Here is a 23,978-nt window from a genome sequence, read left to right on the forward strand (position 1 = left end):
GGGCCTTGTAGCCCTGCCAGCCAGCGGCGGCGCTGGAGAAGATCGGCGACATGCTGCCCGACGCCACGCTCCTGCCCGAACTGGACGCCACGCTCTACCGCGCGGCCGCGAAGATCCCGGGCGTCTCGGTCGTCACCGACGCCAAGAACTACACCGGCCGCTCCGGCATCGGCCTGAGTTTCAAGGAGCGCGACGGCCGCACGGTCTGGGTCATCGACAAGAAGTCACTCGGCTTCCTGGGCTCGGCGGACGAGGCGCTGCTGGCTGTCGGGGTCGCGGACAAGGCGGGCGAGACGCCGGCCACATGAGTGCCTGTTCCGGGAGAGCAGTCCCCTCTCGCGATGGAACCGGGCTGGACAACAAACAAACCCCAGGTCGTTGACCTGGGGTTTCATCATGGAGCGGGTGACGAGAATCGAACTCGCACTCGCATTTCGCGCCGCTGTCCACCGTGGTTGTCCGGTGAACCGCACAGTGCGCGGTGATCGCCTCGGCCGGTCAGGTGGGCCCGTCGGGGCTCCGGGAGAAGGCCGTGTCGCCGGCCGTCGCCACGATCGCGTCCTTGACGAGCAGCACTCGCGGCGGGTAGCTCTGCACTTTGTCCCCGGGGTCGTCCAGTGCGGAGGTGCGCCAGACCTCCGCTCCGGTGCGGCTGTCCAGTGCCAGCAGACGGCCGAAGCGGTTGGAGAAATAGACCCGGTTGTACGTCGCCGACATCGCGGGCGCGGACAGACTCTCCACGTCCGTCATCTTCTGCCAGAGTTGTTTGCCGCTGTCCGCCGACACCGCGGTGACCGACCCGTCGGACCGGACGAAGTAGACGACGCCGTCCACAAGGGTGGCCGCGCCGGTCAGCGGATGTGCCAGCGGTATCCGTCTGACCTGCCCGGTTTCCGCGGCCACCCGCAGCAGCGCGTTGTACGGCCGTTCGTACCCGGCTTCGTACACGTCCTTCGCGGTCTGGGGGGCGAGGAACAGGGGCTGCCCGCCGACGGCGCCGAGCGCTTCCGCCTTCTTGGGCAGTGTGGCCGTTTCGGTCAGGCTGCCGGGTCCGAGCTTCATCAGCTCGACCGGGGCCTGGCCGGGCTCGTTGCCCTTCGAGCACAGGGCGTAGGGGACGCCTCCCAGCGCCGACGGAGTGCAGTACTCCTCCAGCGAGGGCGCCCGCCACAGTTCCTTGCCGGAAGGCCCGTAAGCCACGAACGACGCGTAGTCGGGAGACAGGGTCAGCAGCCCGCCGTCGTACAGGACCGCCTCCTCGGACGGGTTGATGTCGCGTTGCCACCGCCGGTGCCCGGTACCGGCGTCGAGAGCCACCATGCGCCTGGTCCTGTCGTCCGGTTCCTCGTACATGTAGACCAGCCCGTCGCGAACGCCGATCGGCTGTGCCCCCTGAGGGCGGGTGCCGGTCCGCCACAGGGCGCGGCCGGAGGCCGCGTCGATCCTGGCGGCCGTGAAACCCGTACCGCCACAGAACAGGGCGCTTCCCTTCGCCACGCATCCAGGGCTGTCGTAGTCGAGAGGGACACCCTTCACGTCGTACCGCAGCTTCGTCTGCCACGGCCGCCAACCGTCGGGCAGTGACGCGGCATGGGCGCCGGCCGTGGCGGTGGCGGTGTCCGAATCGGACACGTAGACACCCACCCCGACACACAGCGCCGTGACGGCCAGCACCGCACCGAGGCCGGTGAGGAGCATCCGGGCTCGGCGTCGCTTGCCGGTACCGATGCCGGACGGGGTGCCCGCGGGGGTGGTGGCCGCGCTCCGAGAAGTGGGGCGGCGCCCGGGCTTCGCGGACTGCCCGGTCTTCGGGGACCCGGTGGCGTCGGACTCCGGCAGCGCCTGGAGCATGCGGTGTATGTCCGTCAGTTCCGGCCGCGCGGCCGGGTCCTTGTCCAGGCAGCGCTCGACAATGCCCAGGAGCGCTTCGGGCACGCCGCCGAGGTCCGGGGTCCCGTGCACCACCTGATAGCCGGTTATATACGGGCTGTCGGCGTCGAACGGGCCTGTGCCGACGGCCGCGAACACCAGCAGCGACCCCAGCGAGAACACGTCCGAGGCCGGGGTGACGTCCCGGGGAGAGGCCAGTTGTTCCGGCGACATGAAGGGCGGAGTGCCGATCATCCGCCCGGTCGTGGTGAGGCTCTGGTGGTCGGAAGCGCGCGATATGCCGAAGTCGATGACGCGCGGCCCGTCCTCGGTCATCAGGACGTTGCGCGGTTTGAGGTCCCGGTGCACCAGGCCCGCCCGCTGGATGTCGCGCAGCGCCTCGGTGAGCCCCAGCCCCAGCGCGCGCAGTTCCCGCTGGCTCAACGGGCCGTCCTTCTCCACGACTTCGGCAAGGTTGAGCCCCGGCACGTAGAGCGTCGCCATCCACGGCCGGTCGGCGTCCGGGTCGGCGTCCACGACAGGTGCGGTGAAGGCGCCGCTCACTCTGCGCGCTGCCTCGATCTCCTGCCGGAAGCGCGTCCGGAACTCCTCCTCCTGGGCGTACGGCCCGTGCACGAGCTTGACCGCGACCTGCCGTCCCGAGGCGGAGACTCCCAGATAGACGACCCCCATGCCGCCCGCCCCGAGCCGACCGAGAAGGGTGTACCCGCCTATGGACTTCGGGTCCCCGGTGCTCAGGGGCGTCATCGCCGATCATCCTTCCCAGCGCCTGCCTGCCTCACGGGGATCAGAGTAGGGCCTGCCGCCCCGGACACGGAGCCGCGCCTGTCACGCACCGGTGCCCCTGTGCCCCTGAGCCGCGCGACGGGTCATCCGAACGCGCCGCCTTGCGTCCCGACCGTTTCCCGTCGCCTCTCGAAGGCGGCTCAGAACAAGCCCTTGTACCCCTGCCAGCCGGTGGCGATCTTCGTACGACCGCCGAAGGAGCCCTTGCCGTTGCCGTTGTTGCGCCAGACGGCGCCGGAGGTGTCGCGGGAGACGATGTCCGCTTTGCCGTCACCCGTGATGTCCCCGACGCCGACGATCGCGCTGTACGAGCCGCCCCAGTTGCCGAACAGCTTCACGCGGGCCTTGAAAGTGCCCTTGCCGGTGCCGTCGTAGCGGTACAGGTTGTTCGCCTTGTCCTGCGCGAGGAGATCACCGATGCCGTCGCCGTTCAGATCACCGGCGCCCACGATCTTCTTGTACGTCTTCCAGTCGTCGTAGAGCTTGACGCGGGCGGAGAGATTCCCGGCGCTGGTGCCCTTGTACAGGTAGACGGTGCCGGTGGCGGTGTTGCGGGCGATCAGGTCCGGTCGGCCGTCACCACTGACGTCACCGGGTGCGGTCAGCACGTCGTACTGCTGCCAGCCACCGCCCAGCGAGGTGTACGCGGTGGAAGGCGTCACCGCCGCCCCGCACGCGGGCCGGTAGGCGCGCAACGCACCGCTGCTGAACCGGACGAGCACGTCGTTGCAGCGGTCACCGCTCAGGTCGCCGAAGGGCACGGCCTTGATCGATGTCGCCCAGCCGCTCCCGGTCAGCTTCCCGGTGAAGGTGCCCTTGCCCGTCCCGTACTGGTACGTCAGCCCACCGGAGCCGTTCAGCGTCACCAGCTCGCCGAAGCCGTCCGACCCGACGAAGTCGCGGCGGACCGCGGCGGCCCCGGTGACCTTGACCGTGCCCGTCCTCGTCAGCGCCGCGCCCTGCCCGTCCGCGGGGGTGACGGTCAGCGTCCAGGTGTAGGCGCCGTTGGGCACCAGCCGGCCGGAGCCGTCCTTGCCGTTCCACGCCGGACTCACCACACCGCGCGACAGACCGCCGGAGAGGGTGCGGACGGCCGCACCGGTGGCCTTGTCGCCGATCACGAGTTTCCAGGAGGCCGCGGGCTTGTTCAGCCACCACTTCGGGCTCCACGGCGCGGCGCCGCCCCTGACGTCCACCGAGGCGGCGACGGTGGCGTCGCGCTGGACCAGGGCGGAGACGGGGACCTCACTGGAGGTCAGACGGATGGTGTGGTCGGAGCGGAGCTGGGCGATCACGCCGGTGTACGGGTCGACGTCCCAGGCGTTCCCCTCGAACTTCCCGGCGGTGTGCGACAGGGGCGTCCCGCCGCGGACGTCGATCACCTTGAGCTGCCCGGCCTCGACCGTCGCGACGAAGCCGTCGCCGAGCTGCGCCTGCTCCCAGCCTGAGCCCGACACGAGCGTCAGATTCCGCTGGGTGACGGTGTCGTAGACGCCCTGTCCCTCCGAGTTGAGCACGCAGTTCCACAGCAGCCACCGGCCGACCGCCTGGAAGTCGTTCAGCAGGCAGCCGCGCCCGAACCACACCGGCTCGCCCTGCTTCCCGGTCAGCAGGTCGTACGGGACCACGGTGTCGTTGCCGGACATCACCCACACGGTGGTGCCCCAGATCGCCCGCACGCTGTCCGTCGTCGTGAACACCGTGCGCCCGGAGTCGAGGTCGACGACCCGGGTCTCCGCCACGCCGTTGCTGTCGTACGGCCTGGTCAGGGCGGCGAAACGGCCGCCCGCGGCGGTCGCGGTCTGGTAGCTGCGGGAGCCGTCGATCCGGGTGCCGGGCAGCGACCGGTCGGCCCCGAGGAGCTGGGGCTGCTGGGCGGCGCTCGTGCCGTGGCCGGCGACGACCGTCCGGCCGTCGCCGGTGTCGAGGAGACGTGGGCGGCTTCCCGAGTAGTTCTCCAGCACGATACGGCCGCGGGTGGTGCGTGCCCCCGCCGTGGGGGAGTCGGCCACGCCGGTCTCACGGGTGTGGAGATACGACCAGTCGCCCACGGGGTCGGTCTCCACGGTGGTCAACCGCCCCTGGGCAAGGGTCAGTTGGGAGACCGTGTGGGCGGCCTGCCGCGGGTAGGCGTTCGCGATCCTCCGTACGGTGACCCCGCCGTCCTCGGCCGCCTCGACGAGGGAGACGCCCCAGTGGTCCGTGTCGGCGCCGCCCGCGACCAGGAGCCCGCCGTCCGGAGTCGGCACGGCCTGCCGTGACGTCCTGGCCAGCAGCGTGCGCGGCGCGGAGCCGTCGAGGGGGACGGCCTCGACCCGCGAGACCGCGCGGTAGGTGTCGTTCTGGCCCAGGGAGGAGTCGTACCGGGACACGATGACGTGGTCGCCGACGAGGCCCAGCACCTGCGAGATCTCGCCGACCCGCACGGTCCGCACGGCGGCGGCCGGGTCCTGACGGGAGGCGACGTGCAGAGTGCCGTCGTAGTACCAGACCAGGTGGGTGGGGCTGAGCGCGACCAGGTAGTTCCAGGACTGCACGGTGTACGGCAGGGCGGTGAAGCGCCCCTGCTCCACGTCGAGCCACCCGGTGACCATGTCGTCGCCCTTGCGGTACTGCACGACCTGTCCGTGCGCGTCGCCCAGCCCGGCGGCGGACTGCAGATGGACGCCGGAGGGGACGCCTTGCACCGTGCGGTCGGAGACGGAGCCGTCGGCCCGGGCGTCCAGCAGATGCCACGTGCTGTCGGCGCCAGGGGTTCCCGCGGTCGTGACGACCGTCGACCCGAGGGTGCTGAAGTAGAAGTGTCCGTCGGGCAGTGCGACCGTACTGATCTGGCCGGACGTCATGTTTCGCAGCGTCACGGTCCCGGCGGAGGTGTCGTAGCGGGCGACGACGTCCGAGCCGGCGCCGGCACTCGTGACGCCGTACACGTCCGTGCCCGATGCGTCGACGACCGTGTCGACACCGTCGTACGTCGTCCAGAGCTGGCCCCGCCCCTCCTCGTACCGGAGGAACCCCGAGGGCCCCGCGCTCAGCAGACCCGTCCGGGGAACCATGTCCGTGGCGGCCGGTACGACCACCTCTCCGGTGACCGTTCCACCGTGCGCGATGCCGACGGTCAGCGAGCCGAGGCCGAGAGCCAGTGTGAAGGAAACGGTTGCGGCGGTGGCGCCTCGTACGAGCGCACGTCTGCCCATTCAGAACCTCTCCAAGGACGGTAGGCGAAGGCTTGGAGAGACTTGCGCGCGCCGTTGAGCCGCAGGTCATGGACCCGCGGCACAGTTGACGTTCCGACGCCCCCCAGGCAAGTGGCCGGATCCTAGCATTTTACCTGTGCATGACCTTCAGGGTGGGGAGTGGCCTGTGCGGGGGCGGCTCGTGCAGGCGAGCCGAACCTCGGTGGATCTCCCCTCGGGTGGTGCGGACGGTGATCGGCGGCGCGTTGGCACCTGCGCGGGTCCGTCACATCGCGCGGTGTCGGCGACGGTGCGCTGGGCCACGATCCGCGACGTGCTGGAGGTACCGCGCCCGGCTCCCCCGCTCATGACCGGCTGCGCATCCTCGGCTCCCCCCGAATTGGACTAGACGACAAACCACCCCCAGGCCGTTGACCTGGAGGCAAATTCTGGAGCGGGTGACGAGAATCGAACTCGCACTCTCAGCTTGGGAAGCTGCGAGCATGTGCGGCCTGTTCGCGCTGACCTGGGCGAAAAGCCGAGCAGTGGCCTCGTTGGGTTCGGCTGCGTTCACCGTGGTTCCCCGCTGTTCCCCGCTGGATCTGGTGCGCTGGTGGTGCGCTGCTCACGCATCTCCGGACCAGCTCACTAGGCCTGCGACGTCACGGCGCGAGCTGTCCCATTCCCCCCGTATCGTGAAAAGACGGGCAGCCGGTAGCAGGGAGGCAGGATAATCATGGCGGAACCGGAGGTCGACTACACGGCGGTGTTCCAGGCCCTTTCCGGGGCGGTGGCGCTGCTGACGCCGCAGCTGATCTTCGTGGACGTCAACGCGGAGTTCCTGCGCATCATGGGCCGCACCCGTGAGCAACTGGTCGGCCGGTACCTGCCCGACGACTTCCCCGAGAACGAGCCCCTCGTACTGCCCCTCCTGCTCAAAAATGTGGCGTCACTACGCCGGGTTGCGGACTCCGGTGAGCGCGACACCGTAGCGCTGCAGCGCTACTACATGAAGGACCCCGACCAGCCTGGGGTACGTCACGAGCGGTACGTGAACCTGACCAACACCCCCGTCCTCGGCTCTGACGGGCGGGTGGCACTGCTGCTGCACCGGGTGGAGGACGTCACTGAACTCATCCGCGCCCGTGAAGTCGCGCTGACCTTGCAAGAAGCCATGCTGCCCGCTCCCCGCCCGGTCGGTCGCCACCCGGCGGCCGTACGTTACCGGCCCGCTGCCGAAGCACTGAACGTGGCTGGCGACTGGTACGACCTGGTCGACCTGCCCGGCGGCCGCATCGCGGTCGCCGTCGGCGACGTTGTAGGCCACGGCCTGTACGCGGCCGGCGTCATGGGACAACTGCGCAGCGCGCTGAGCGCCGCCTCCCGCGCCGTCGACGGCCCCGCCCGGGCCCTGGAAGTCCTCGGGCTATACGCCCGCTCCGTCAACGGTGCCGAAAACACCACAGTGGCCACGACATTCATCGACTGGGACACCCACACCATCACCTACAGCAGCGCCGGCCACCCCCCACCGGTCCTCCTGCAAGGGGACGGGGCCGTCGAGTTCCTCGACCAGGCCACCGACCCCCCACTCGGCGCCCGTCCTCAACATGCCCGCCGGATCCAGGCTGTCGCGGCCTTCCGCGAGGGCGCCGCTCTAACGCTCTACACCGACGGCCTGATCGAACGCCGCGGCGAAGACATCGACACCGGCCTCGCGCGGCTCGCCGACTCCCTGGCCCGCCACCGGACAGACGACCCCGAAGCCCTCGCCGACGCCGTGCTCAACGACCTACTCCCACCCGGTGGCGCCACCGACGACACCGCCCTGGTCATCGTGCGCCTATGAACCCAGCCTGCCACTTCCGCCCAGCTAGAGCATCAGTTCTTCTGGGTCTTGCGGGGGAGAACGAGGGTCCGCGCGACGTCCGGGGCGTTGCACGCAGCGGCGGTTGCGCTACGGCGTTCCGGTCAGGCGCAGGCGAGTGCGGGCCGGGGCTGATGGGGCAATGCGGCGATGATCTCGGCGAGCGAGGTCGCGGCGAGGTTGTTCCGCCACGCTTCGTGGGCTTGGGCCATCTCGGCGGGCAGTGCTAGTGCAACAGCCATTCCGTACTCACAGGCAGCTTCATAATCCCGATCTATCTCAGACATTGCGGACCCGTTTAGTCCGAGTTGGGTGGGTGGCATCATGAGAGACAGAGGAGAGATCACCATGCAGACCGTCCGAATCGCCGTTGCCGGAGCGACCGGGAACATCGGGGCTCTCACCGTCGCCGCCCTGGAACGTGCCGGACACCACGTCGTGCGCATCAGCCGCTCACTCGGCGTGGACCTGACCACCGGCGACGGCCTCGACGCCGCCCTGACCGGCGTCGAGGCGGTCATCGACGCCACGAGCTACACAGGGGCCGATCGGGACGACGCGGTGGTGTACTTCGGCACCACGACCCGGAACCTGCTCGCCGCCGAGGAACGGGCCGGTGTCCGTCACCACGTGCTGCTCTCGATCGTCGGCGTCCATCGTATTGAAGGCAACGCGCACTACTCCGGCAAGCGCGAGCAGGAGCGCCTTGTGACCGAAGGCCCGGTGCCGTGGACGATCGTTCCTGCCACGCAGTTCCACGACTTCGCTGCGACGTTGACGAGCTGGACCGAGCAGGACGGCGTCGCCGCGATCGCACCGCTGCTTGTCCAGCCGATCGCGCCCGCGGACGTGGCCGACATCCTCACCGAGATCGCCATGGGTGCACCACAGGGGCGTTACCGCGACGTCGCCGGCCCGGAGACCCAGGACCTGGTGGACATGGCCCGGCGCACCAACGACGCGCGCGGACACGCGGTCAAGCTCGTGCCGACGTGGTCATCGCTGCTCGGCCTGGAGTGGGCCGGTGACGTACTCCTGCCCGGCGAGGGCGCCCGCATCGCGCCAACCACCTTCGACGAGTGGCTCGTAAAGCAGCAATAGCGTCACCCCGGCCCAGCACCCTGCGCTGCTGCGATTGTCGGCTGGTGGTAAGGCGGCAGAGCCTGAAGGACAGCTGGGCCTACCGCTCCGCCGCCGTCACTCCGGCCGCCTGATGCCCCGGGGCGGTTCGACACGGCCAAGCATCCACCGCCCCGGGGCTCATCCCTCCTGCCAGCAAGCCAGCCAGAAGGAGAACGCCATCTTCACCCGCCCCACCCCGCCCCCACTGCCCGAACTCGCCAAGCTCGCCCAGCACGGCACCCTGCCCGGTATCCTCCGCCGGCTCTCCGGACTCCGCTGCTGCACCCACCCGATCCGCCTCGACGGCCACCGCACCGAGTACGACGTCGACACCCGCACCGGCGAGATCGGCAACGTCCTCCACCGCCTCGACTCCTCCAGCCTCCCGGCCGGCCACCTCCTGGCCGCTGCAACAACCGCCGCACCACCCGCTGCCCGGCCTGCGCCGAGGTCTACCGCCGCGACACCTTCCACCTGATCACCTCCGGCCTGCGCGGCGGCAAGGGCATCCCGGAACGCGTCGCCGCACACCCCCGCGTCTTCGCCACCTTCACCGCACCCAGCTTCGGCCCCGTCCACAACCGCCCCTCCGGCCTGGCCGGTTCGGTCCGCCGCTGCCGCTGCGGCGTCCTCCACGACCAGGACGACGCCGAGCTCGGCACTCCGCTCAACCCGGACACCCTGCGGGGCCGTAGTGGCGTGTGCGGGGTGCTCCCATCCCGTCCGCCATCGACCCAGGCAAGCCGAGCAGACGCGGCCCATGGCGTCCAGGTCGTTCGTACAGTGGGGCGCTCCACCTGGACGCCATGAACCACGCCCGCTCCACGGTGTGTGGGTCGACGGCGGACGGGATGGGAGCTGGGGTGGACGGTGGGTCGAGGAGGGAAGCGGGTGCGGCTTGGCACGCCCTGTACCGGTGTTTTGCCGCACCGCAAGGCTGCAGGCCCTGTCCGTGCAATAGCCTTCCCGCGGAGGGGTGCCATGTCTGCATGGATCATGTTGGGTTCCGGCTGCTTTGTCGTAGTCCTGGGCGTGTTGACCTTGACCGGCAGCCGGGGAATCGCAGAGTACGCGCGGTCGCCTAGGGCTGGTTGGGGTCGGATGGCGATGGGTGGCGGCTTCGTCCTGGACGGCGGAGCTAGACTTCTCGACTTCTCTTCCGGAGCGGGGATGGTTGTTTCCACCGTTGCCCTGGGGATCATCGTGCTCGGTGCGGTGCTTCAGCTCCAGGCTGGAGTGTTCGCCAAGGCTCGTCATGCTGGCGACGCAAATTGAGCGGCGCCTGTGCTCCCGGGCCAGGACAACCGTCAAGTGGGCCACCGATGTCCGACACCAGCGGCTGACACCAACAGCCGGGAACACAGCCGGATTCCGACGCACTTCAGCGGCCGGCGTCGAGTCGCTCTATCGGCGAAACGCAGGCTTCGGAAGGCGCCGTGATCGACCTGATAAGGATGAGGCCAGACCTCTCAAAGCCGCAGTACCGGGCGAGGTGCCGTCCTCATTCGATGGGTGGAGCCTCGCGGGCTTGGCACACCCATGCAGGTCGGGGATGTTCCGCAGGTCAGCCTCGGGCGTTGAGGAGTCTTCCCAAGCTCTGCGTGTATCGCCCGTGGTGAGCTCCACTGGGTCCTTGCGGGCCTATGCCCTGGCTGTCAAGATCATCGCCATGACCGCCCCGAGAGCTGCCCGGCGTGCCGCCGGTACGCAAAACGTCACCGATGTGCTTCTCACCCTGACCTTCATCAGGCGTCGTACTCCCGAACAGGACGCCGCTGATCTGCTCCAAGGCCAAGTTTTCGAAGTGGCCGCGCTCAGTAAAACCATCGGCCGAACAGTTCTGTTGAACATCGGCAAGGGCCGACAGATACAGCACCTCAAGATAGGCACCCTGTTCGTTGCCCAAGGGCAGCCGCTGATGTGGCGGGAGCGCCGTACCGGCCAGGAGACGGTCCTCAACGGTCCGTTCACGCTCAAGCAGCTCGACAAGAAGCTCCCGCTGAACGGCAAGCTTTCGTTCTACGAGCTGACCACGGTTGATGGAAGCCATGAGGTGGCGCTGCCGAAGAAGGACGCCCCACTGGTTCTGATCGCGATAGGCCAGGATTCGCTGGCGACGTAGGCCCTCAGATGACTGTCGAATGCGTGTCGAAGTATCCACCGGTTCGAGCTTGGCGGACGAAGACAGCCAGGTAGGAGGCGGTCCCCCGATGATCCGCCCCAGCGCCTTCTAAGCGCTCCGTCGTTCGGAACGTGCCACAGCCGTGCCACATCGTGCGGTCAACCACGGTCAACGACGGGTCGCCGCAGTCGCGATGCCCCGTTCAGCTGGGCTACTGCTACACCCGGAGTGACCTGGGAGACTCCGCCGCCGACTTCGGCCGCCCTTACAAAGCAGCGCTCCACCTTCCCAAGCTCAGGTGAAGGGTGAAATCTGCCGGCTCGCCAAGTGTTCGAGGGTGGCTTCAACGCACGCCTCGGCGGACGACAGGTCAGTCCTGAAGAACCCCTCCGCCCTCAGAGCGCCGCCGGAGACGATCACCATCCAACGGTGCCCCTGTCCGCGCTCACCATCAGCCTTGAAGACCACCGAGCATCCTCGCTCGGCCAACCACTCCATCAGTTCCACGATGTCCACGACCGCCCCCTCCCAGGCCCGTCGACGACGAACCGTAGCGCACCAGATGGGCGCCGCTTCGAAAGCGGACGGCCGTGCCGAGCGAATCGGCGACCTGGTCGACCGAGAGATAGTGCTCAGCCACGGGTCGGTTCTCCTTCCGTTCCGGGGGCGGGTTCGAGGGATGCGGCGAGCCAGGCTTCGGCGGAGGACAAACCGGTTCCGGCGAAGGCCCAGTGAGCGAGGACGTATGTCGTGTCGGCCTCTGGCTTGGTGGCCGTTGTGGCAGTCACGGTTTGGGCGCGGCGCCATTCGGCGCGGGCGGTGCGCAGAGCGCCGAGGGTGGTGGAGTAGCGGCGGGATTTGGTGGAGAAGTGGCCGCGGAAGCCCAGCATGTGGGCCCAGGCGCTGAGCCGGAGGTCTTCCAGGTCCTTGCGTGCGCCGAGGGTCCAGGCGGTGCGGATCAGTCGGCGCGCGTGGTCGGTGATGTCGAGCTGGGCGAGTTCGGCGAGGAATGTCAGCGGGCGGTCGAGAGTCCCCGTCGCGGTCTCGGCCGGAAGCGGCGCCGGGCCCGTGCAGCCGTGGGCCTCTCGGACGGCTTTCCGTTTCTACGACCTTCGTCACACCGGACACACGCTCTCGACTCGTTCGGGCGCCACGCTCAAGGACACGATGGTCCGAGCCGGTCAGTCCTCCGAGGAGGCCGCGCTGATCTATCAGCACTCCGACGAAGAGCGGCAGCGCGACGTAGCCGCAGGGCTCGACGACATGGTTCGTGCTGAGCGTGCGAAGCACCGCGACGACGACCCTGCGCACCACAGAGAGAAGCCCACCGGCACCTGGTCGAGTCCTTATGGTGCGGATGTGGTGCGCGCCCCGCCTACAGGTCTAGACAACAAAGAACCCCCGGGTCATCGACCTGGGGGTTTCGCATGGAGCGGGTGACGAGAATCGAACTCGCACTCTCAGCTTGGGAAGCTGATGTTCTACCACTAAACTACACCCGCGTAAGACGCCGGTTTCCCGGTGCCGAATGCTCGCTCACTCTACCTCATGGCCGGTCCCTGGCGCTGAAGCCGAGGGGCCGGTGCGCGTTTCGGGGCGTGGACATGGGTGCGGGGGGCCGGAGTTGGGGCGTACGGTGGAGGAGTGGAAGAGGGTCCGGGCGGGACCGGAGTGCCGCTTGGAGGACCATCCCTTTCATCCCGTAATGTGGCTTTCGTCGTCAGTCAGACGCGGCTCTTGGGGAAGGGACTCTGAGGACTTGATGGAGCGCACCGTCGTCCGTTGTGCCGAGGGGCACGTGTTCAGCACCGCTTCGTTCCCGATGCAGCAGGCCGAGCGACTCGGCCCCGGTCGATTGGTCCGGTGTCCGCGGTGTGCGCGGCTCCGGAGCGTCGTTCCGGTCATGCTCGAGAAGCGGTAGGACTCAGCAGTAGGACCAGCGGTAGGACCTGGGGCGCGGGGACCGTGCGAAATGCCGACAGTCCCCGCGTATCCTCGGGGCGTGCTTCTCTCAGACAAGGACATCCGGGCCGAGATCGACGCCGGTCGGGTGCGCATCGACCCGTACGACGAATCCATGGTGCAGCCCTCGAGCATCGACGTGCGGCTCGACCGCTACTTCCGGGTGTTCGAGAATCACCGTTATCCACACATCGACCCCTCCGTCGAGCAGGCCGATCTGACTCGGCTCGTCGAGCCCGAGGGGGACGAGCCGTTCATCCTGCACCCCGGGGAGTTCGTGCTCGCCAGCACGTACGAGGTGATCTCGCTTCCCGTGGATCTTGCCTCGCGGCTGGAGGGCAAGAGTTCGCTCGGGCGGCTGGGGCTCGTGACGCACTCCACCGCCGGGTTCATCGACCCCGGCTTCTCCGGGCACGTGACCCTGGAGCTGTCCAATCTCGCGACGCTTCCGATCAAGCTCTGGCCGGGCATGAAGATCGGGCAGCTGTGCATGTTCCGGTTGAGCTCGCCGGCCGAGTTCCCGTACGGCAGCGACCGGTACGGCTCCCGCTACCAGGGCCAGCGCGGGCCGACCGCCTCCCGGTCCTTCCTCAACTTCCATCGGACCCAGGTGTGAGCGGGAGCGGGGAGAGCGCGGGCGTGAGCGTGTCCGACGTGCGGGAGAACCTCACCTACGAGCGGTTCGGGGTCGCGGTCCGTGAGCTCGCCCAGACCATCGCCGACGACGGGTACCAGCCCGACATAGTGCTCAGCATCGCCCGTGGGGGTGTCTTCGTCGCGGGTGGACTGGCGTACGCCCTCGACTGCAAGAACATCCACCTGGTCAACGTCGAGTTCTACACCGGTGTGGGTACGACGCTCGACATGCCCGTCATGCTCGCTCCCGTCCCGAACGCCATCGACTTCTCCGACAAGAAGATCCTGATCACCGACGACGTCGCCGACACCGGCAAGACGCTCAAGCTCGTGCACGACTTCTGCGTCGACACCGTCGCCGAGGTCCGCAGCGCCGTGATCTATGAGAAGCCCCACTCGCTGGTGAAGTGCGAGTACGTGTGGAAGCGGACCGACGACTGGATCAACTTCCCCTGGAGTGTCTTGCCTCCGGTACATAAGTCGGGAGAGGCACCCAAGGCGAACAAGGAAGCCCTCTGACCTGCGGTTCCGTAACCGTCTCCGCAGGCTGAACGCCCCCTGACCAGGGAATCGGTGGTCGGCGCCTGCGTCGAAGGTGACGGTCACGGGCGCCGCAGCCGCTCACCGGCGGCCTCAGGCCTCCGCCGGGACCGCCCGACGATCGAGCCACACCGCCCCGCGCGGCCCCGCAGGCATACGTCAGCCGCTGCCCGTCCCCGAACGGCGACTCGGTCCCCCAGGGCATGGAGAAGGCCCCCGGCAGTGGTTCAGTGCCGGGGGCCCTCTCGTACGTACGCGGTGTACCGCGCGTCCTCGCTAGAACGTGCCCAGCTTGATGATCGACAGGATCGCGATCAGCTGGATCGCCGACGCGGCCAGTGCCTTCGGCCACGGGAGATCGTGGGACTTGCTGACCATGAGGGTCAGCAGGGCGCCCGCCGCGACCCAGGTCGCCCAGCCGAGGAGCTGCACGAAGGACGCGTCGCCGCCGAAGAACATGGCGACGATCAGGCGCGGGGTGTCCGTGATGGACATGATCAGCATGGAGAGGCCGACCGTGGGCTGCCATGCCCCGTCGCCGCCGAGCTGGCGGGCCAGGGTGTGGGTGACCACGCCCAGGATGAACGTGCTGATGACGATCGCCACGGCCGTCGTCAGCACGATCGGGACGGCGTTGGAGAGGGTGGCGTTTATGGCGTCCTTGCGGGCGCCGTCGAAGCCGAAGACGGCCAGCAGGCCGTAGAGGAACGTCACGATCAGGGCCGGGGCCCACATCGTGTAGTCGCGCATCTGCAGGAAGGTCTGGTTGGGGGCCATGACGATGCCCCTCAGCAGGTCCTTCCAGTGCAGACGGGGGCCGATCGGCGGGGCCGCCGCCTGGCCGGCGCGGTAGGTCCCGCCCTGGGTGTAGGGGTCCTCGCCGACCGAGAAGGCCTGGGTGTGACCAGGGCTGTTCGCCGCGTACGGGTCAGGGCCCTGCTGCGGGTGACCGTCGCCGAAGTACTCGGGCTCGCCGTGGCCGCCGGCTCCGCCACCGTTCGCCTGGGGCCAGCCCGGCTGTCCGCCGCTGTACTGCCGCCCGCCGCCGTACTGCTGACCCCCGTACGGCTGCTGCTGCGAGGGCGCGGGCGGGTAGCCGTACGGCTGCTGGCCTCCCTGCGGAGCCTGCTGTCCGTACGACGGTCGGTGTTGTTGCGGTCGCGCTTGCGGGGCTCGGTCGTCCCGGCCGCGTCCGATCCTGAATCCAGCCACGTAATCGAACGTACCTGGTCCCGCACTGTGACGTGCGGGGTGCGGGCCATCGGAGGGGGGTTTGGGTCCGAGCTGTGACATCCCCTAAGGGGAGGAGCACGGGTGTCCCTTACGGGGCACGCCCCGGTTGAAGGACCAGTAGTCGTGCGAGGAGGCGGCCCGGTCGGCGAGGCCACTCCTTGCCGGTACTCCTCGTGCACGTGGGGTCTCCTGCCGCATGCGGGGATGCCTGACGGGCGTTCCCGCTCCATCGGGTGCGGACCGCCCGTGTTCACCGGGAGCTGTCCCGGGGTTCGGAGGCTGGTCGGCGAACAGAAGACCTTGAAAGGGGGGGCAGGGGTTGAAGGTGAATTTGATCAATTCCTGAGGTGGGTGTCGCTGGTGGTTCGGGAGTCCATTCCAAGGAACTCGGACGTGGAGAACGTGACCGTCGGCTTCGCCGTCACCAGCGCCTCCTCGCTGCCCGCGTACACCGCGACCGTGTCCTTCGTCTCCCCGTCGTACGTCCGTACGACCAGGTCCGCCCGCCCGTCCCCCGTGAAGTCGGCGACGGCCAGGACCCGGGTGGTGCCCCGGGCCGGTGGCGGCACGGTCACCATCCCCGTCGCGGACAGCCCGGACGTACGACCCCGCAGGATCCGCAACTCCGCTCCGCTGGAGACGAGTTCGCTCACGCCGTCCCCGTCGAAGTCCCCGGCGTCCAGCACCGACCCGGGGGTGCTGATGCTGTCGCGTACGGCGGTGGGGAGGTCGTAGCGCAGATACGTTCCGTCCATCGAGCCGACCGCCGCGTCGAGCGCGCGGCCCCTGCCGAAGCGTCCGAGGGCGACGTCGATGCCGCTCGGCAGGGCGGTGCCGGTGCGGGTGGGGCCGGCCGGGCCGCCGAGGACGAGCGCGGACGTGGCGGGGCCTTCCGCCGTACGGACGAGAAGGTCGTCGTAGCCGTCACGGTTCACGTCGACGGCGGGGCCGGTGGGCACGGTGCCGGGTGAGGGGAGGGGCCTGCCCGCCGCGCGCGGGGCGCCCTTCCTGGTGAACGGGCCGCGCAGATAGCTGAGTCGGCCGTCCGAGGCGTGCACGACCAGGTCTTCGGCGCCGTCGCCGTCGAAGTCGCCGCACACGGGCTGGTCGGGCCAGTCGTCGCCGGCGCGGGCCCCCTCCGGGATGACCAGCTTGACCGCCTTGCCGGTGAGTCCGGCCGGGGAGCCGAAGAGGATCTGGAGGGGGACGGGGGGCCGGCCCTGGCCGTCGTACGGCGGGTCCGTCGACACGACGAGATCGGTGAAGCCGTCCCCGTCCAGGTCGCAGCTCGCCTCCGCGTCGAAGACGGCGGGCGACTGGCCCTTCGTACGGGCTGCTTGGCGCGCCGGGTCGAGCAACTGCCGTGCGCCGGGCGCGAGTCCATGCGCGGCTCCGGTTCCGTAGACGATCCCGATGCCCGCGTCGTCGCCGTGGGCGTCGGCGGAGCTCTTGACCAGGTCGTTGAGGACCAGGTCGCGACGGCCGTCGCCGTTGAAGTCGTCGGCGGACGTGCCGCCCTTGCCGCGGGGGACGGGGAGTTGGGCGGGGGCCTTGGCGACGGTCACGGGTTCGTGTCGCGCGGAACCGGTGTTCCCGGTGCCGGCGCATCCCCCGAGCAGCAGTACACAGCTGACCGCCGCGGCCCGTACACCGGCTTTTCGCTCGCCCACCGTTCACCTCATCCGCCCCACGGACAACAACCTCGCCATGATGCGCCGGATTCGACGGGAGCGGAATTGGAGCGACATCGGAGCCCGATCGGAGCGGTATCGGGGCGGTGTCGCCACCTCGGAGAGCCCTGGTCTTCGACAAGGACGCCTACACCGAGCTGACGACGACCGTCAGGGACGCCGACGGCACCGATCACACGGTGGTGTACCACTTCTGGAAGGCCATCACGTACGTCGCGAGTCCGGTGGACGCGAAGTACCAGAGCCTGAACGTCAGTGTCCCCGTCAAGATCGACGGCAAGGCTGTGGACGCGACGAACGCTCCGATCGTCTTCGCCGACGCGGTGGGCGGCTACATGCCGTCGTCCGTGGCGGACGCCACCGGCGTGGGGCGGTTCGAACGTCGACCCGGGTGACTTCCTCACGTGGATCGCGAGGGTGACGGGCGACTCGAAGCGGCGGCGCTCCGCGACGTAGCACCGTCCCACCACGACCACCGTCCCACCACGACGCCGAGCCCGTACGCCATCGGGCTCGGCGTCGCGCCGTCCAAAGGGATCCTCGCCCCCGCCGCCCCTACCCTGCCCCTAGCCCTCGGCTTCGCTCGAGCGGGCGGGACCTCCTCATCCCCAGGGGCTTCGCCCCTTCAACCTCACCGGGGGCGGGGAAACGCCGGACGCCGGTGGGCGAGAAGCTTGGCCCACCGGCGTCCGGACGATCACGTCGGTTACTTCACCGGCTCAGGCTCCGGCTCACTCTCCGCCTCCGCCGACCCCGCCGGATCAACCGGCGTCTTGACGGAGTCGAGAAGGAGCTGGGCCACGTCCACGACCTGGACGGACTCCTTGGCCTGGCCGTCGTTCTTCTTGCCGTTGACCGAGTCGGTCAGCATCACGAGGCAGAACGGGCAGGCCGTGGACACGATGTCCGGGTTCAGCGAAAGAGCCTCGTCGACGCGCTCGTTGTTGATGCGCTTGCCGATCCGCTCCTCCATCCACATCCGCGCACCACCGGCACCGCAGCAGAAGCCGCGTTCCTTGTGGCGGTGCATCTCCTGCTGACGCAGGCCCGGGACGGCCGACATGATCTCGCGCGGCGGCGTGTAGATCTTGTTGTGGCGGCCCAGGTAGCAGGGGTCGTGGTAGGTGATGAGGCCGTCCACCGGGGTGACCGGCAGCAGCTTGCCCTCGTCGATGAGGTGCTGGAGCAGCTGGGTGTGGTGGATGACCTCGTAGTCGCCGCCGAGCTGCGGGTACTCGTTGCCGATGGTGTTGAGGCAGTGCGGGCAGGTCGCGACGATCTTCTTCGCCGACTTCGGCTTCTTCGTCGACTCGTCCTCGTCATCCTCGCCGAAGGCCATGTTCAGCGCGGCGACGTTCTCCATGCCGAGTTCCTGGAACAGGGGCTCGTTGCCGAGACGGCGCGCGGAGTCACCGGTGCACTTCTCGTCGCCGCCCATGATGGCGAACTTGACACCCGCCATGTGCAGGAGCTCAGCGAAGGCCTTCGTGGTCTTCTTGGCGCGGTCCTCCAGGGCGCCGGCGCAGCCGACCCAGTACAGGTACTCGACCTCGGACAGGTCCTCGATGTCGCGTCCGACGACCGGGATCTCGAAGTCGACTTCCTTCGTCCACTCGAGGCGCTGCTTCTTGGCCAGACCCCAGGGGTTGCCCTTCTTCTCCAGGTTCTTGAGCATCGTGCCCGCCTCGGACGGGAACGCGCTCTCGATCATCACCTGGTAGCGGCGCATGTCGACGATGTGGTCGATGTGCTCGATGTCGACCGGGCACTGCTCGACGCACGCGCCGCACGTGGTGCAGGACCACAGCACGTCGGGGTCGATGACGCCGTTCTCCTCGAACGTGCCGATCAGGGGGCGCTCGGCCTCGGCGAGCGCGGCGGCGGGCACGTCGGCCAGCTGCTCCGCCGACGCCTTCTCCTCGCCCTCCATGTTCTTGCCGCCGCCCGCGAGCAGGTAGGGCGCCTTGGCGTGCGCGTGGTCGCGCAGCGACATGATGAGGAGCTTGGGGGAGAGCGGCTTGCCCGTGTTCCAGGCGGGGCACTGCGACTGGCAGCGGCCGCACTCGGTGCACGTGGAGAAGTCCAGCAGGCCCTTCCAGGAGAACTGCTCGACCTGGCTGACACCGAAGACGTCGTCCTCGCCCGGGTCGGTGAAGTCGATGGCCTTGCCGTCACTCGTCATCGGCAGCAGCGCGCCGAGGGCGGTCGCGCCCTTCGCGTTCCGCTTGAACCAGATGTTCGGGAAGGCGAGGAAGCGGTGCCAGGCGACGCCCATGTCCGTCTTGAGGGAGACCGTGATCATCCAGATGAAGGACGTCCCGATCTTGATCATCGCGGTGAGGTAGATCAGGTTCTGGAGCGTGCCGACGCTCGTCCCCTTGAAGGCGGCGACGATCGGGTACGAGGCGAAGTACGCGGCCTCGTAGCCGTGCACGTCGGCGAGGGCACCCTCCAGGCCGCGCAGGGTCATGATCGCGAGGCCGATGATGAGGATGACCGACTCGACGAAGTAGGCCTGGCCGGCGTTGGACCCGGCGAAGCGGGACTTGCGGCCCGGCCGGTCGGGCCGGGACAGCTGGCGGATCACGATGAGTGTGAGGATGCCGAGGGTCGTCATCAGGCCGATGAACTCGACGAAGATCTCGTACGGCAGCCAGTGCCCGATGATGGGCAGCGTCCAGTCGGCCTGGAAGAGCTGCCCGAAGGCGTTCACCAGCGTGGCGACGAGGGAGAAGAAGCCGACCGCCACGAACCAGTGCGCGACGCCGACCACCCCCCACCGGTTCATCCGGGTGTGGCCGAGGAACTCCCGGACCACCGTGACGGTGCGCGCGGTCCAGTCGTCGGTGCGGGTGCCCGCGGGGACGTCCTGGCCGAGCCGTACGAACCGGTAGATCTGCGCGATGGCGCGGGAGAACAGCGCCACGCCGACCACGGCGAGTACCAGCGACACAATGATCGCGGCGAGTTGCATTCGGGGGCTCCTCGGGCCTGCGAGGGAGGGAGCTGAAGGCCGACCTTCAGCCGATTACTAAGCGGTAACTTATGCAGTCCGTCTGAGACTACCCATATCTTCCGCCGCACTGTAGCCAGCGGTGCGGTGATCTGCGTCGCTGAGGTCCACCTGAGTCGCCGAAGTCACCGACCGGCAGTTGCGCACGTCACCGGCCGACGGCTGCCGGGGTCTCCGGCCGACACGTAAACCCGATCGTGCTATCTGCGGCATATTTGCGACATTTAACACTAAATTGGCGGCGTGCTGTACGGAATCGCCGCCGCCACCTCCGCCCTGCTCCTCGCCGCCCTCCTCGCCGCCCTGCTGCGGCTCCTCGCCCTGCGCCTCGGCGTGGTCGAACGCCGGAGGACACGCGCGGTGCCGCTGCTCGGCGGGGTCGCGGTGGTGGCCGTCACGGCGTTCGTCGCCGGGGTCGGCGATTGGACGGACGTGGCGCCGCTGGGTTCGGCGGCCGGGCGGCTGCTGGCCGCCGGGATCGGGGTCGGCGTCCTCGGACTCGTCGCGGACCTGTGGCCCCCGCCGGCCCTTGTGCGGGTTCCGCTCCAGGCGGCCGTCGTGACCGGCGCCGCCGCGCTGACCGTGCCGTACGACGAACTCGGCCCGGTGGTCGGGGTGGTGGCCGTCGGCTGGATCGCCCTCGCCACCCATGCCTTCACCTCGCTCGATCACGCCGACGGAGTGATGGGGACGGTCGCGGTGGTGACCGCCTTCGCGCTGAGCGGCTGCGCGGCCGCCGAGGTCATGGACGGGCTCGCGGCGCTGCTGAGCGTACTGGCCGCCGCGCTGACCGGGTTCCTGATGCACAACTGGCCCCCGGCCCGGATCGTGCCCGGGCGCTGCGGCGCGCTGTTCGTCGGGTTCGTGCTGACCTCGGCGGCGGTACTGGTCCACGCCGGGCGGGCGGCCGGGTCGAGCGTGGGCGCCGGGTTCGCGCTGACGGCCGTGGCGACCGCCGACGCCGTACTGGTGCTGGTGTCGCGGCGGCGGGCCGGGCGTCCGCTGCTGCGCGGCGCCCCCGATCATCTGGTCCACCGGCTGCGACGCCTCGGTGTCACGCCCCAGGGCGCCGCGGTCGTCGTGGGGGTCACCGGCTTCGCGGGTGCAGTCGTCGGGATGCTGATCGACATGGGATGGGTGAGCGCGACGGCGGCGTTGTGGGTGGCGGGCGGCGTCGGTGTCGCCGTACTCGCGCTGCTTCGGATCCCCACTTACGGGGGACGGCATGTCCCCGCGTACGGGAGTCGGTTGACCGTGAAGCCGCAGGTAGGAGCACGTGTACAAGCACACCTGCGTGTAAGTAAGAGATAAGACTTGAGCCCCCCTGACTCATGTCTGTTGACCCAGCAATGAGTGTGGTGCACACTTGAGTCCGTTCCACTCAAGTCATTGCTGGAGGAATTGAAATGGCACGTGCGGTCGGCATCGACCTGGGCACGACTAACTCCGTCGTCAGCGTTCTTGAAGGCGGCGAGCCCACCGTCATCACCAACGCAGAGGGCGCCAGGACCACGCCGTCCGTCGTCGCCTTCGCCAAGAACGGCGAGGTGCTCGTCGGCGAGGTCGCCAAGCGTCAGGCGGTCACGAACGTGGACCGGACCATCCGCTCCGTGAAGCGTCACATGGGCACGGACTGGAAGATCGAGCTCGACGGGAAGAACTTCAACCCGCAGCAGATGAGCGCCTTCATCCTGCAGAAGCTGAAGCGCGACGCCGAGGCCTACCTGGGCGAGAAGGTCACGGACGCGGTCATCACCGTCCCGGCCTACTTCAACGACTCCGAGCGCCAGGCGACGAAGGAGGCCGGCGAGATCGCGGGCCTGAACGTCCTGCGCATCGTGAACGAGCCCACGGCCGCCGCCCTCGCGTACGGCCTGGACAAGGACGACCAGACGATCCTCGTCTTCGACCTCGGTGGCGGCACCTTCGACGTGTCCCTCCTGGAGATCGGTGACGGCGTCGTCGAGGTGAAGGCCACCAACGGCGACAACCACCTCGGCGGTGACGACTGGGACCAGCGTGTCGTCGACTACCTGGTGCAGCAGTTCCGCTCCGGTCACGGCGTGGACCTCGCCAAGGACAAGATGGCGCTCCAGCGTCTGCGCGAAGCCGCCGAGAAGGCGAAGATCGAGCTGTCCTCGTCCACCGAGACCTCGATCAACCTGCCCTACATCACGGCCTCCGCCGAGGGCCCGCTGCACCTGGACGAGAAGCTCACGCGCGCCCAGTTCCAGCAGCTCACCGCGGACCTTCTGGAGCGCTGCAAGACGCCGTTCCACAACGTCATCAAGGACGCGGGCATCAACCTCTCCGAGATCGACCACGTCGTTCTCGTCGGTGGCTCCACCCGCATGCCCGCCGTCGCCGAGCTCGTCAAGGAGCTGACCGGCGGTCAGGACGCCAACAAGGGTGTCAACCCGGACGAGGTCGTCGCCATCGGCGCCGCCCTGCAGGCCGGTGTCCTCAAGGGTGAGGTCAAGGACGTCCTGCTCCTCGACGTCACCCCGCTGTCCCTCGGCATCGAGACCAAGGGCGGCATCATGACGAAGCTCATCGAGCGGAACACGACGATCCCGACCAAGCGGTCCGAGATCTTCACCACCGCCGAGGACAACCAGCCGTCCGTCCAGATCCAGGTGTACCAGGGCGAGCGCGAGATCGCGGCGTACAACAAGAAGCTCGGGATGTTCGAGCTGACCGGTCTGCCGCCGGCCCCGCGCGGTGTCCCGCAGATCGAGGTCGCCTTCGACATCGACGCCAACGGCATCATGCACGTGACCGCGAAGGACCTGGGCACGGGCAAGGAGCAGAAGATGACCGTCACCGGCGGCTCCTCGCTGCCGAAGGACGAGGTCGACCGGATGCGCCAGGAGGCCGAGCAGTACGCGGACGAGGACCACAAGCGCCGCGAGGCCGCCGAGACCCGCAACCAGGGCGAGCAGCTCGTCTACCAGACCGAGAAGTTCCTCAAGGACAACGAGGACAAGGTCCCGGGTGACGTCAAGACCGAGGTCGAGGCGTCCATCGCCGAGCTGAAGGAGAAGCTCAAGGGCGAGGACACCGCCGAGATCCGCACCGCCACGGAGAAGGTCGCCGCGGTCTCGCAGAAGCTCGGCCAGGCCATGTACGCCGACGCCCAGGCCGCGCAGGCCGCCGGTGGCGCCGATGGTGCCCCCGGTGCCGAGCAGGCCAAGGCCGATGACGACGTCGTCGACGCCGAGATCGTCGACGAGGAGCGCAAGGACGGTGCCGCGTGACGGAGGAGACCCCGGGCTTCGACGAGAAGCCTGACGTCCCCTCCGGCGCCACCCCTGACGACGCCGAGCCGCAGGCCGCCACCCCCTCCACGGAGGAGGCGGCGGCCCCGGCCGGGGACGCATCAGCAGCACAGATGGCCGGTCTGACCGCACAGCTGGACCAGGTCCGTACGGCGCTCGGCGAGCGCACGATGGACCTCCAGCGGCTCCAGGCCGAGTACCAGAACTACCGCCGCCGGGTCGAGCGCGACCGGATCGCGGTCAAGGAGATCGCCATCGCGAACCTCCTGACCGAGCTTCTGCCCGTGCTCGACAACATCGCCCGCGCGCGGGACCACGGCGAACTGGTCGGCGGCTTCAAGTCGGTGGCCGAGTCGCTGGAGACCGTCGCGGCGAAGATGGGCCTCCAGCAGTTCGGCAAGGAGGGCGAGCCCTTCGACCCGATGATCCACGAGGCCCTGATGCACTCGTACGCGCCGGACGTCACGGAGACGACGTGCGTGGCGATTCTGCAGCCGGGGTATCGCATCGGCGAGCGCACCATCCGCCCCGCGCGGGTGGCGGTCGCCGAACCCCAGCCCGGGGCGCAGACCGGCAAGGCGGACTCCCAGGATTCCGCCGACGCGGCCGACGACAAGGAGAGCGGTGGCCCGGACGAGGGCTGACGTTGAACGCATGAGAGA

The 23,978-nt window shown here is 68.9% G+C and carries 16 protein-coding genes, 1 tRNA gene and 4 pseudogenes; 12 read left to right on the top strand and 9 right to left on the bottom strand.

Translation table 11 applies throughout. The annotated features are described in order from the left end of the window. Positions 1-50 precede the first annotated feature (50 nt). Positions 51-308 (top strand): hypothetical protein, encoded by a 258-nt coding sequence (locus tag AAFF41_RS25900; protein ID WP_319750207.1) that lies wholly within the window; start codon positions 51-53, stop codon positions 306-308. Positions 309-498: 190 nt separating this feature from the next. Here the strand turns inward: AAFF41_RS25900 and AAFF41_RS25905 are convergent, their stop codons facing one another. Together AAFF41_RS25905 and AAFF41_RS25910 are read right to left on the bottom strand one after the other, a co-directional pair. Beyond that, positions 499-2,637, bottom strand: coding sequence for a protein kinase domain-containing protein (locus AAFF41_RS25905; RefSeq protein ID WP_343324696.1), 2,139 nt, complete (start codon positions 2,635-2,637; stop codon positions 499-501). A gap of 179 nt (positions 2,638-2,816) precedes the next feature. Further along, on the bottom strand, positions 2,817-5,873 hold the full coding sequence (locus AAFF41_RS25910) for an FG-GAP-like repeat-containing protein (protein WP_343324697.1): 3,057 nt from the start codon (positions 5,871-5,873) through the stop codon (positions 2,817-2,819). Positions 5,874-6,588: 715 nt separating this feature from the next. Between AAFF41_RS25910 and AAFF41_RS25915 the strand changes: the two genes are divergently transcribed. Continuing rightward, complete coding sequence (locus tag AAFF41_RS25915; RefSeq protein ID WP_319750210.1) at positions 6,589-7,701, top strand: PP2C family protein-serine/threonine phosphatase; 1,113 nt, start codon at positions 6,589-6,591, stop codon at positions 7,699-7,701. A gap of 122 nt (positions 7,702-7,823) precedes the next feature. Here the strand turns inward: AAFF41_RS25915 and AAFF41_RS25920 are convergent, their stop codons facing one another. Continuing rightward, a complete protein-coding gene (locus AAFF41_RS25920; protein ID WP_343324698.1) occupies positions 7,824-7,961 on the bottom strand; it encodes a hypothetical protein in 138 nt (45 codons plus the stop codon). 106 nt (positions 7,962-8,067) lie between these two features. On the opposite strand from AAFF41_RS25920, the gene AAFF41_RS25925 reads away from it, so the two are divergent. The 3 genes and pseudogenes from AAFF41_RS25925 to AAFF41_RS25935 all read left to right on the top strand — a co-directional run bounded on the left by AAFF41_RS25925 (position 8,068) and on the right by AAFF41_RS25935 (position 10,963). Next, on the top strand, positions 8,068-8,820 hold the full coding sequence (locus AAFF41_RS25925) for an SDR family oxidoreductase (protein WP_319750212.1): 753 nt from the start codon (positions 8,068-8,070) through the stop codon (positions 8,818-8,820). 262 nt (positions 8,821-9,082) lie between these two features. Then, positions 9,083-9,522: pseudogene (locus AAFF41_RS25930) on the top strand (replication initiator); the annotation flags it as partial. A 952-nt stretch (positions 9,523-10,474) separates the two neighbouring features. Beyond that, positions 10,475-10,963: a hypothetical protein gene (locus AAFF41_RS25935; RefSeq protein WP_343324699.1), complete on the top strand. Its 489-nt coding sequence runs from the start codon at positions 10,475-10,477 to the stop codon at positions 10,961-10,963. 294 nt (positions 10,964-11,257) lie between these two features. Here AAFF41_RS25935 and AAFF41_RS25940 read toward each other — a convergent pair whose 3' ends face one another. Beyond that, positions 11,258-11,479 carry a hypothetical protein gene (locus tag AAFF41_RS25940; protein WP_319750216.1) on the bottom strand — a complete coding sequence of 74 codons (222 nt, stop codon included), beginning with the start codon at positions 11,477-11,479 and terminating at the stop codon, positions 11,258-11,260. Between the two features lie 116 nt (positions 11,480-11,595). Further along, a pseudogene (locus AAFF41_RS25945) lies at positions 11,596-12,012 on the bottom strand (replication initiator); the annotation flags it as partial. Here AAFF41_RS25945 and AAFF41_RS25950 point away from each other — a divergent pair. Continuing rightward, positions 11,953-12,250 (top strand): annotated as a pseudogene (locus AAFF41_RS25950) (tyrosine-type recombinase/integrase); the annotation flags it as partial. The pseudogenes AAFF41_RS25945 and AAFF41_RS25950 sit on opposite strands and share 60 nt — an antisense overlap. Positions 12,251-12,391: 141 nt before the next feature. Here the strand turns inward: AAFF41_RS25950 and AAFF41_RS25955 are convergent. Continuing rightward, positions 12,392-12,465: transfer RNA gene (locus AAFF41_RS25955), tRNA-Gly, on the bottom strand. Positions 12,466-12,965: 500 nt separating this feature from the next. Here AAFF41_RS25955 and dcd point away from each other — a divergent pair. Next, entirely contained in the window at positions 12,966-13,541 is a 576-nt protein-coding gene (dcd, locus tag AAFF41_RS25960; RefSeq protein ID WP_054231394.1) for a dCTP deaminase, read from the top strand. 29 nt (positions 13,542-13,570) lie between these two features. Next, entirely contained in the window at positions 13,571-14,080 is a 510-nt protein-coding gene (locus AAFF41_RS25965) for a phosphoribosyltransferase (protein WP_319750331.1), read from the top strand. Positions 14,081-14,377: 297 nt separating this feature from the next. Here AAFF41_RS25965 and AAFF41_RS25970 read toward each other — a convergent pair whose 3' ends face one another. Continuing rightward, entirely contained in the window at positions 14,378-15,394 is a 1,017-nt protein-coding gene (locus AAFF41_RS25970) for a Yip1 family protein (RefSeq protein WP_343324700.1), read from the bottom strand. Positions 15,395-15,669: 275 nt separating this feature from the next. After that, positions 15,670-17,004, bottom strand: coding sequence for an FG-GAP repeat domain-containing protein (locus AAFF41_RS25975; protein ID WP_415925925.1), 1,335 nt, complete (start codon positions 17,002-17,004; stop codon positions 15,670-15,672). A gap of 65 nt (positions 17,005-17,069) precedes the next feature. On the opposite strand from AAFF41_RS25975, the pseudogene AAFF41_RS25980 reads away from it, so the two are divergent. Then, positions 17,070-17,396, top strand: a pseudogene (locus tag AAFF41_RS25980) (subtype B tannase); the annotation flags it as partial. A gap of 335 nt (positions 17,397-17,731) precedes the next feature. Here AAFF41_RS25980 and AAFF41_RS25985 read toward each other — a convergent pair. After that, positions 17,732-19,999 carry a (Fe-S)-binding protein gene (locus AAFF41_RS25985; RefSeq protein ID WP_319750218.1) on the bottom strand — a complete coding sequence of 756 codons (2,268 nt, stop codon included), beginning with the start codon at positions 19,997-19,999 and terminating at the stop codon, positions 17,732-17,734. A gap of 282 nt (positions 20,000-20,281) precedes the next feature. On the opposite strand from AAFF41_RS25985, the gene AAFF41_RS25990 reads away from it, so the two are divergent. The 3 genes from AAFF41_RS25990 (at position 20,282) to grpE (ending at position 23,960) form a co-directional block, all read left to right on the top strand. Beyond that, entirely contained in the window at positions 20,282-21,349 is a 1,068-nt protein-coding gene (locus tag AAFF41_RS25990) for an MraY family glycosyltransferase (RefSeq protein ID WP_343324701.1), read from the top strand. 95 nt (positions 21,350-21,444) lie between these two features. Beyond that, positions 21,445-23,295 (top strand): molecular chaperone DnaK, encoded by a 1,851-nt coding sequence (dnaK, locus tag AAFF41_RS25995; RefSeq protein WP_054231328.1) that lies wholly within the window; start codon positions 21,445-21,447, stop codon positions 23,293-23,295. Next, positions 23,292-23,960, top strand: a complete 669-nt coding sequence (gene grpE, locus AAFF41_RS26000) for a nucleotide exchange factor GrpE (protein ID WP_319750220.1) — start codon at positions 23,292-23,294, stop codon at positions 23,958-23,960. Before dnaK ends, grpE begins: the two co-directional genes overlap by 4 nt. The last annotated feature ends 18 nt before the right edge of the window (positions 23,961-23,978 follow it).

Origin of the sequence: Streptomyces mirabilis (assembly GCF_039503195.1) — a bacterium.
Lineage (GTDB): Bacteria > Actinomycetota > Actinomycetes > Streptomycetales > Streptomycetaceae > Streptomyces > Streptomyces mirabilis_D.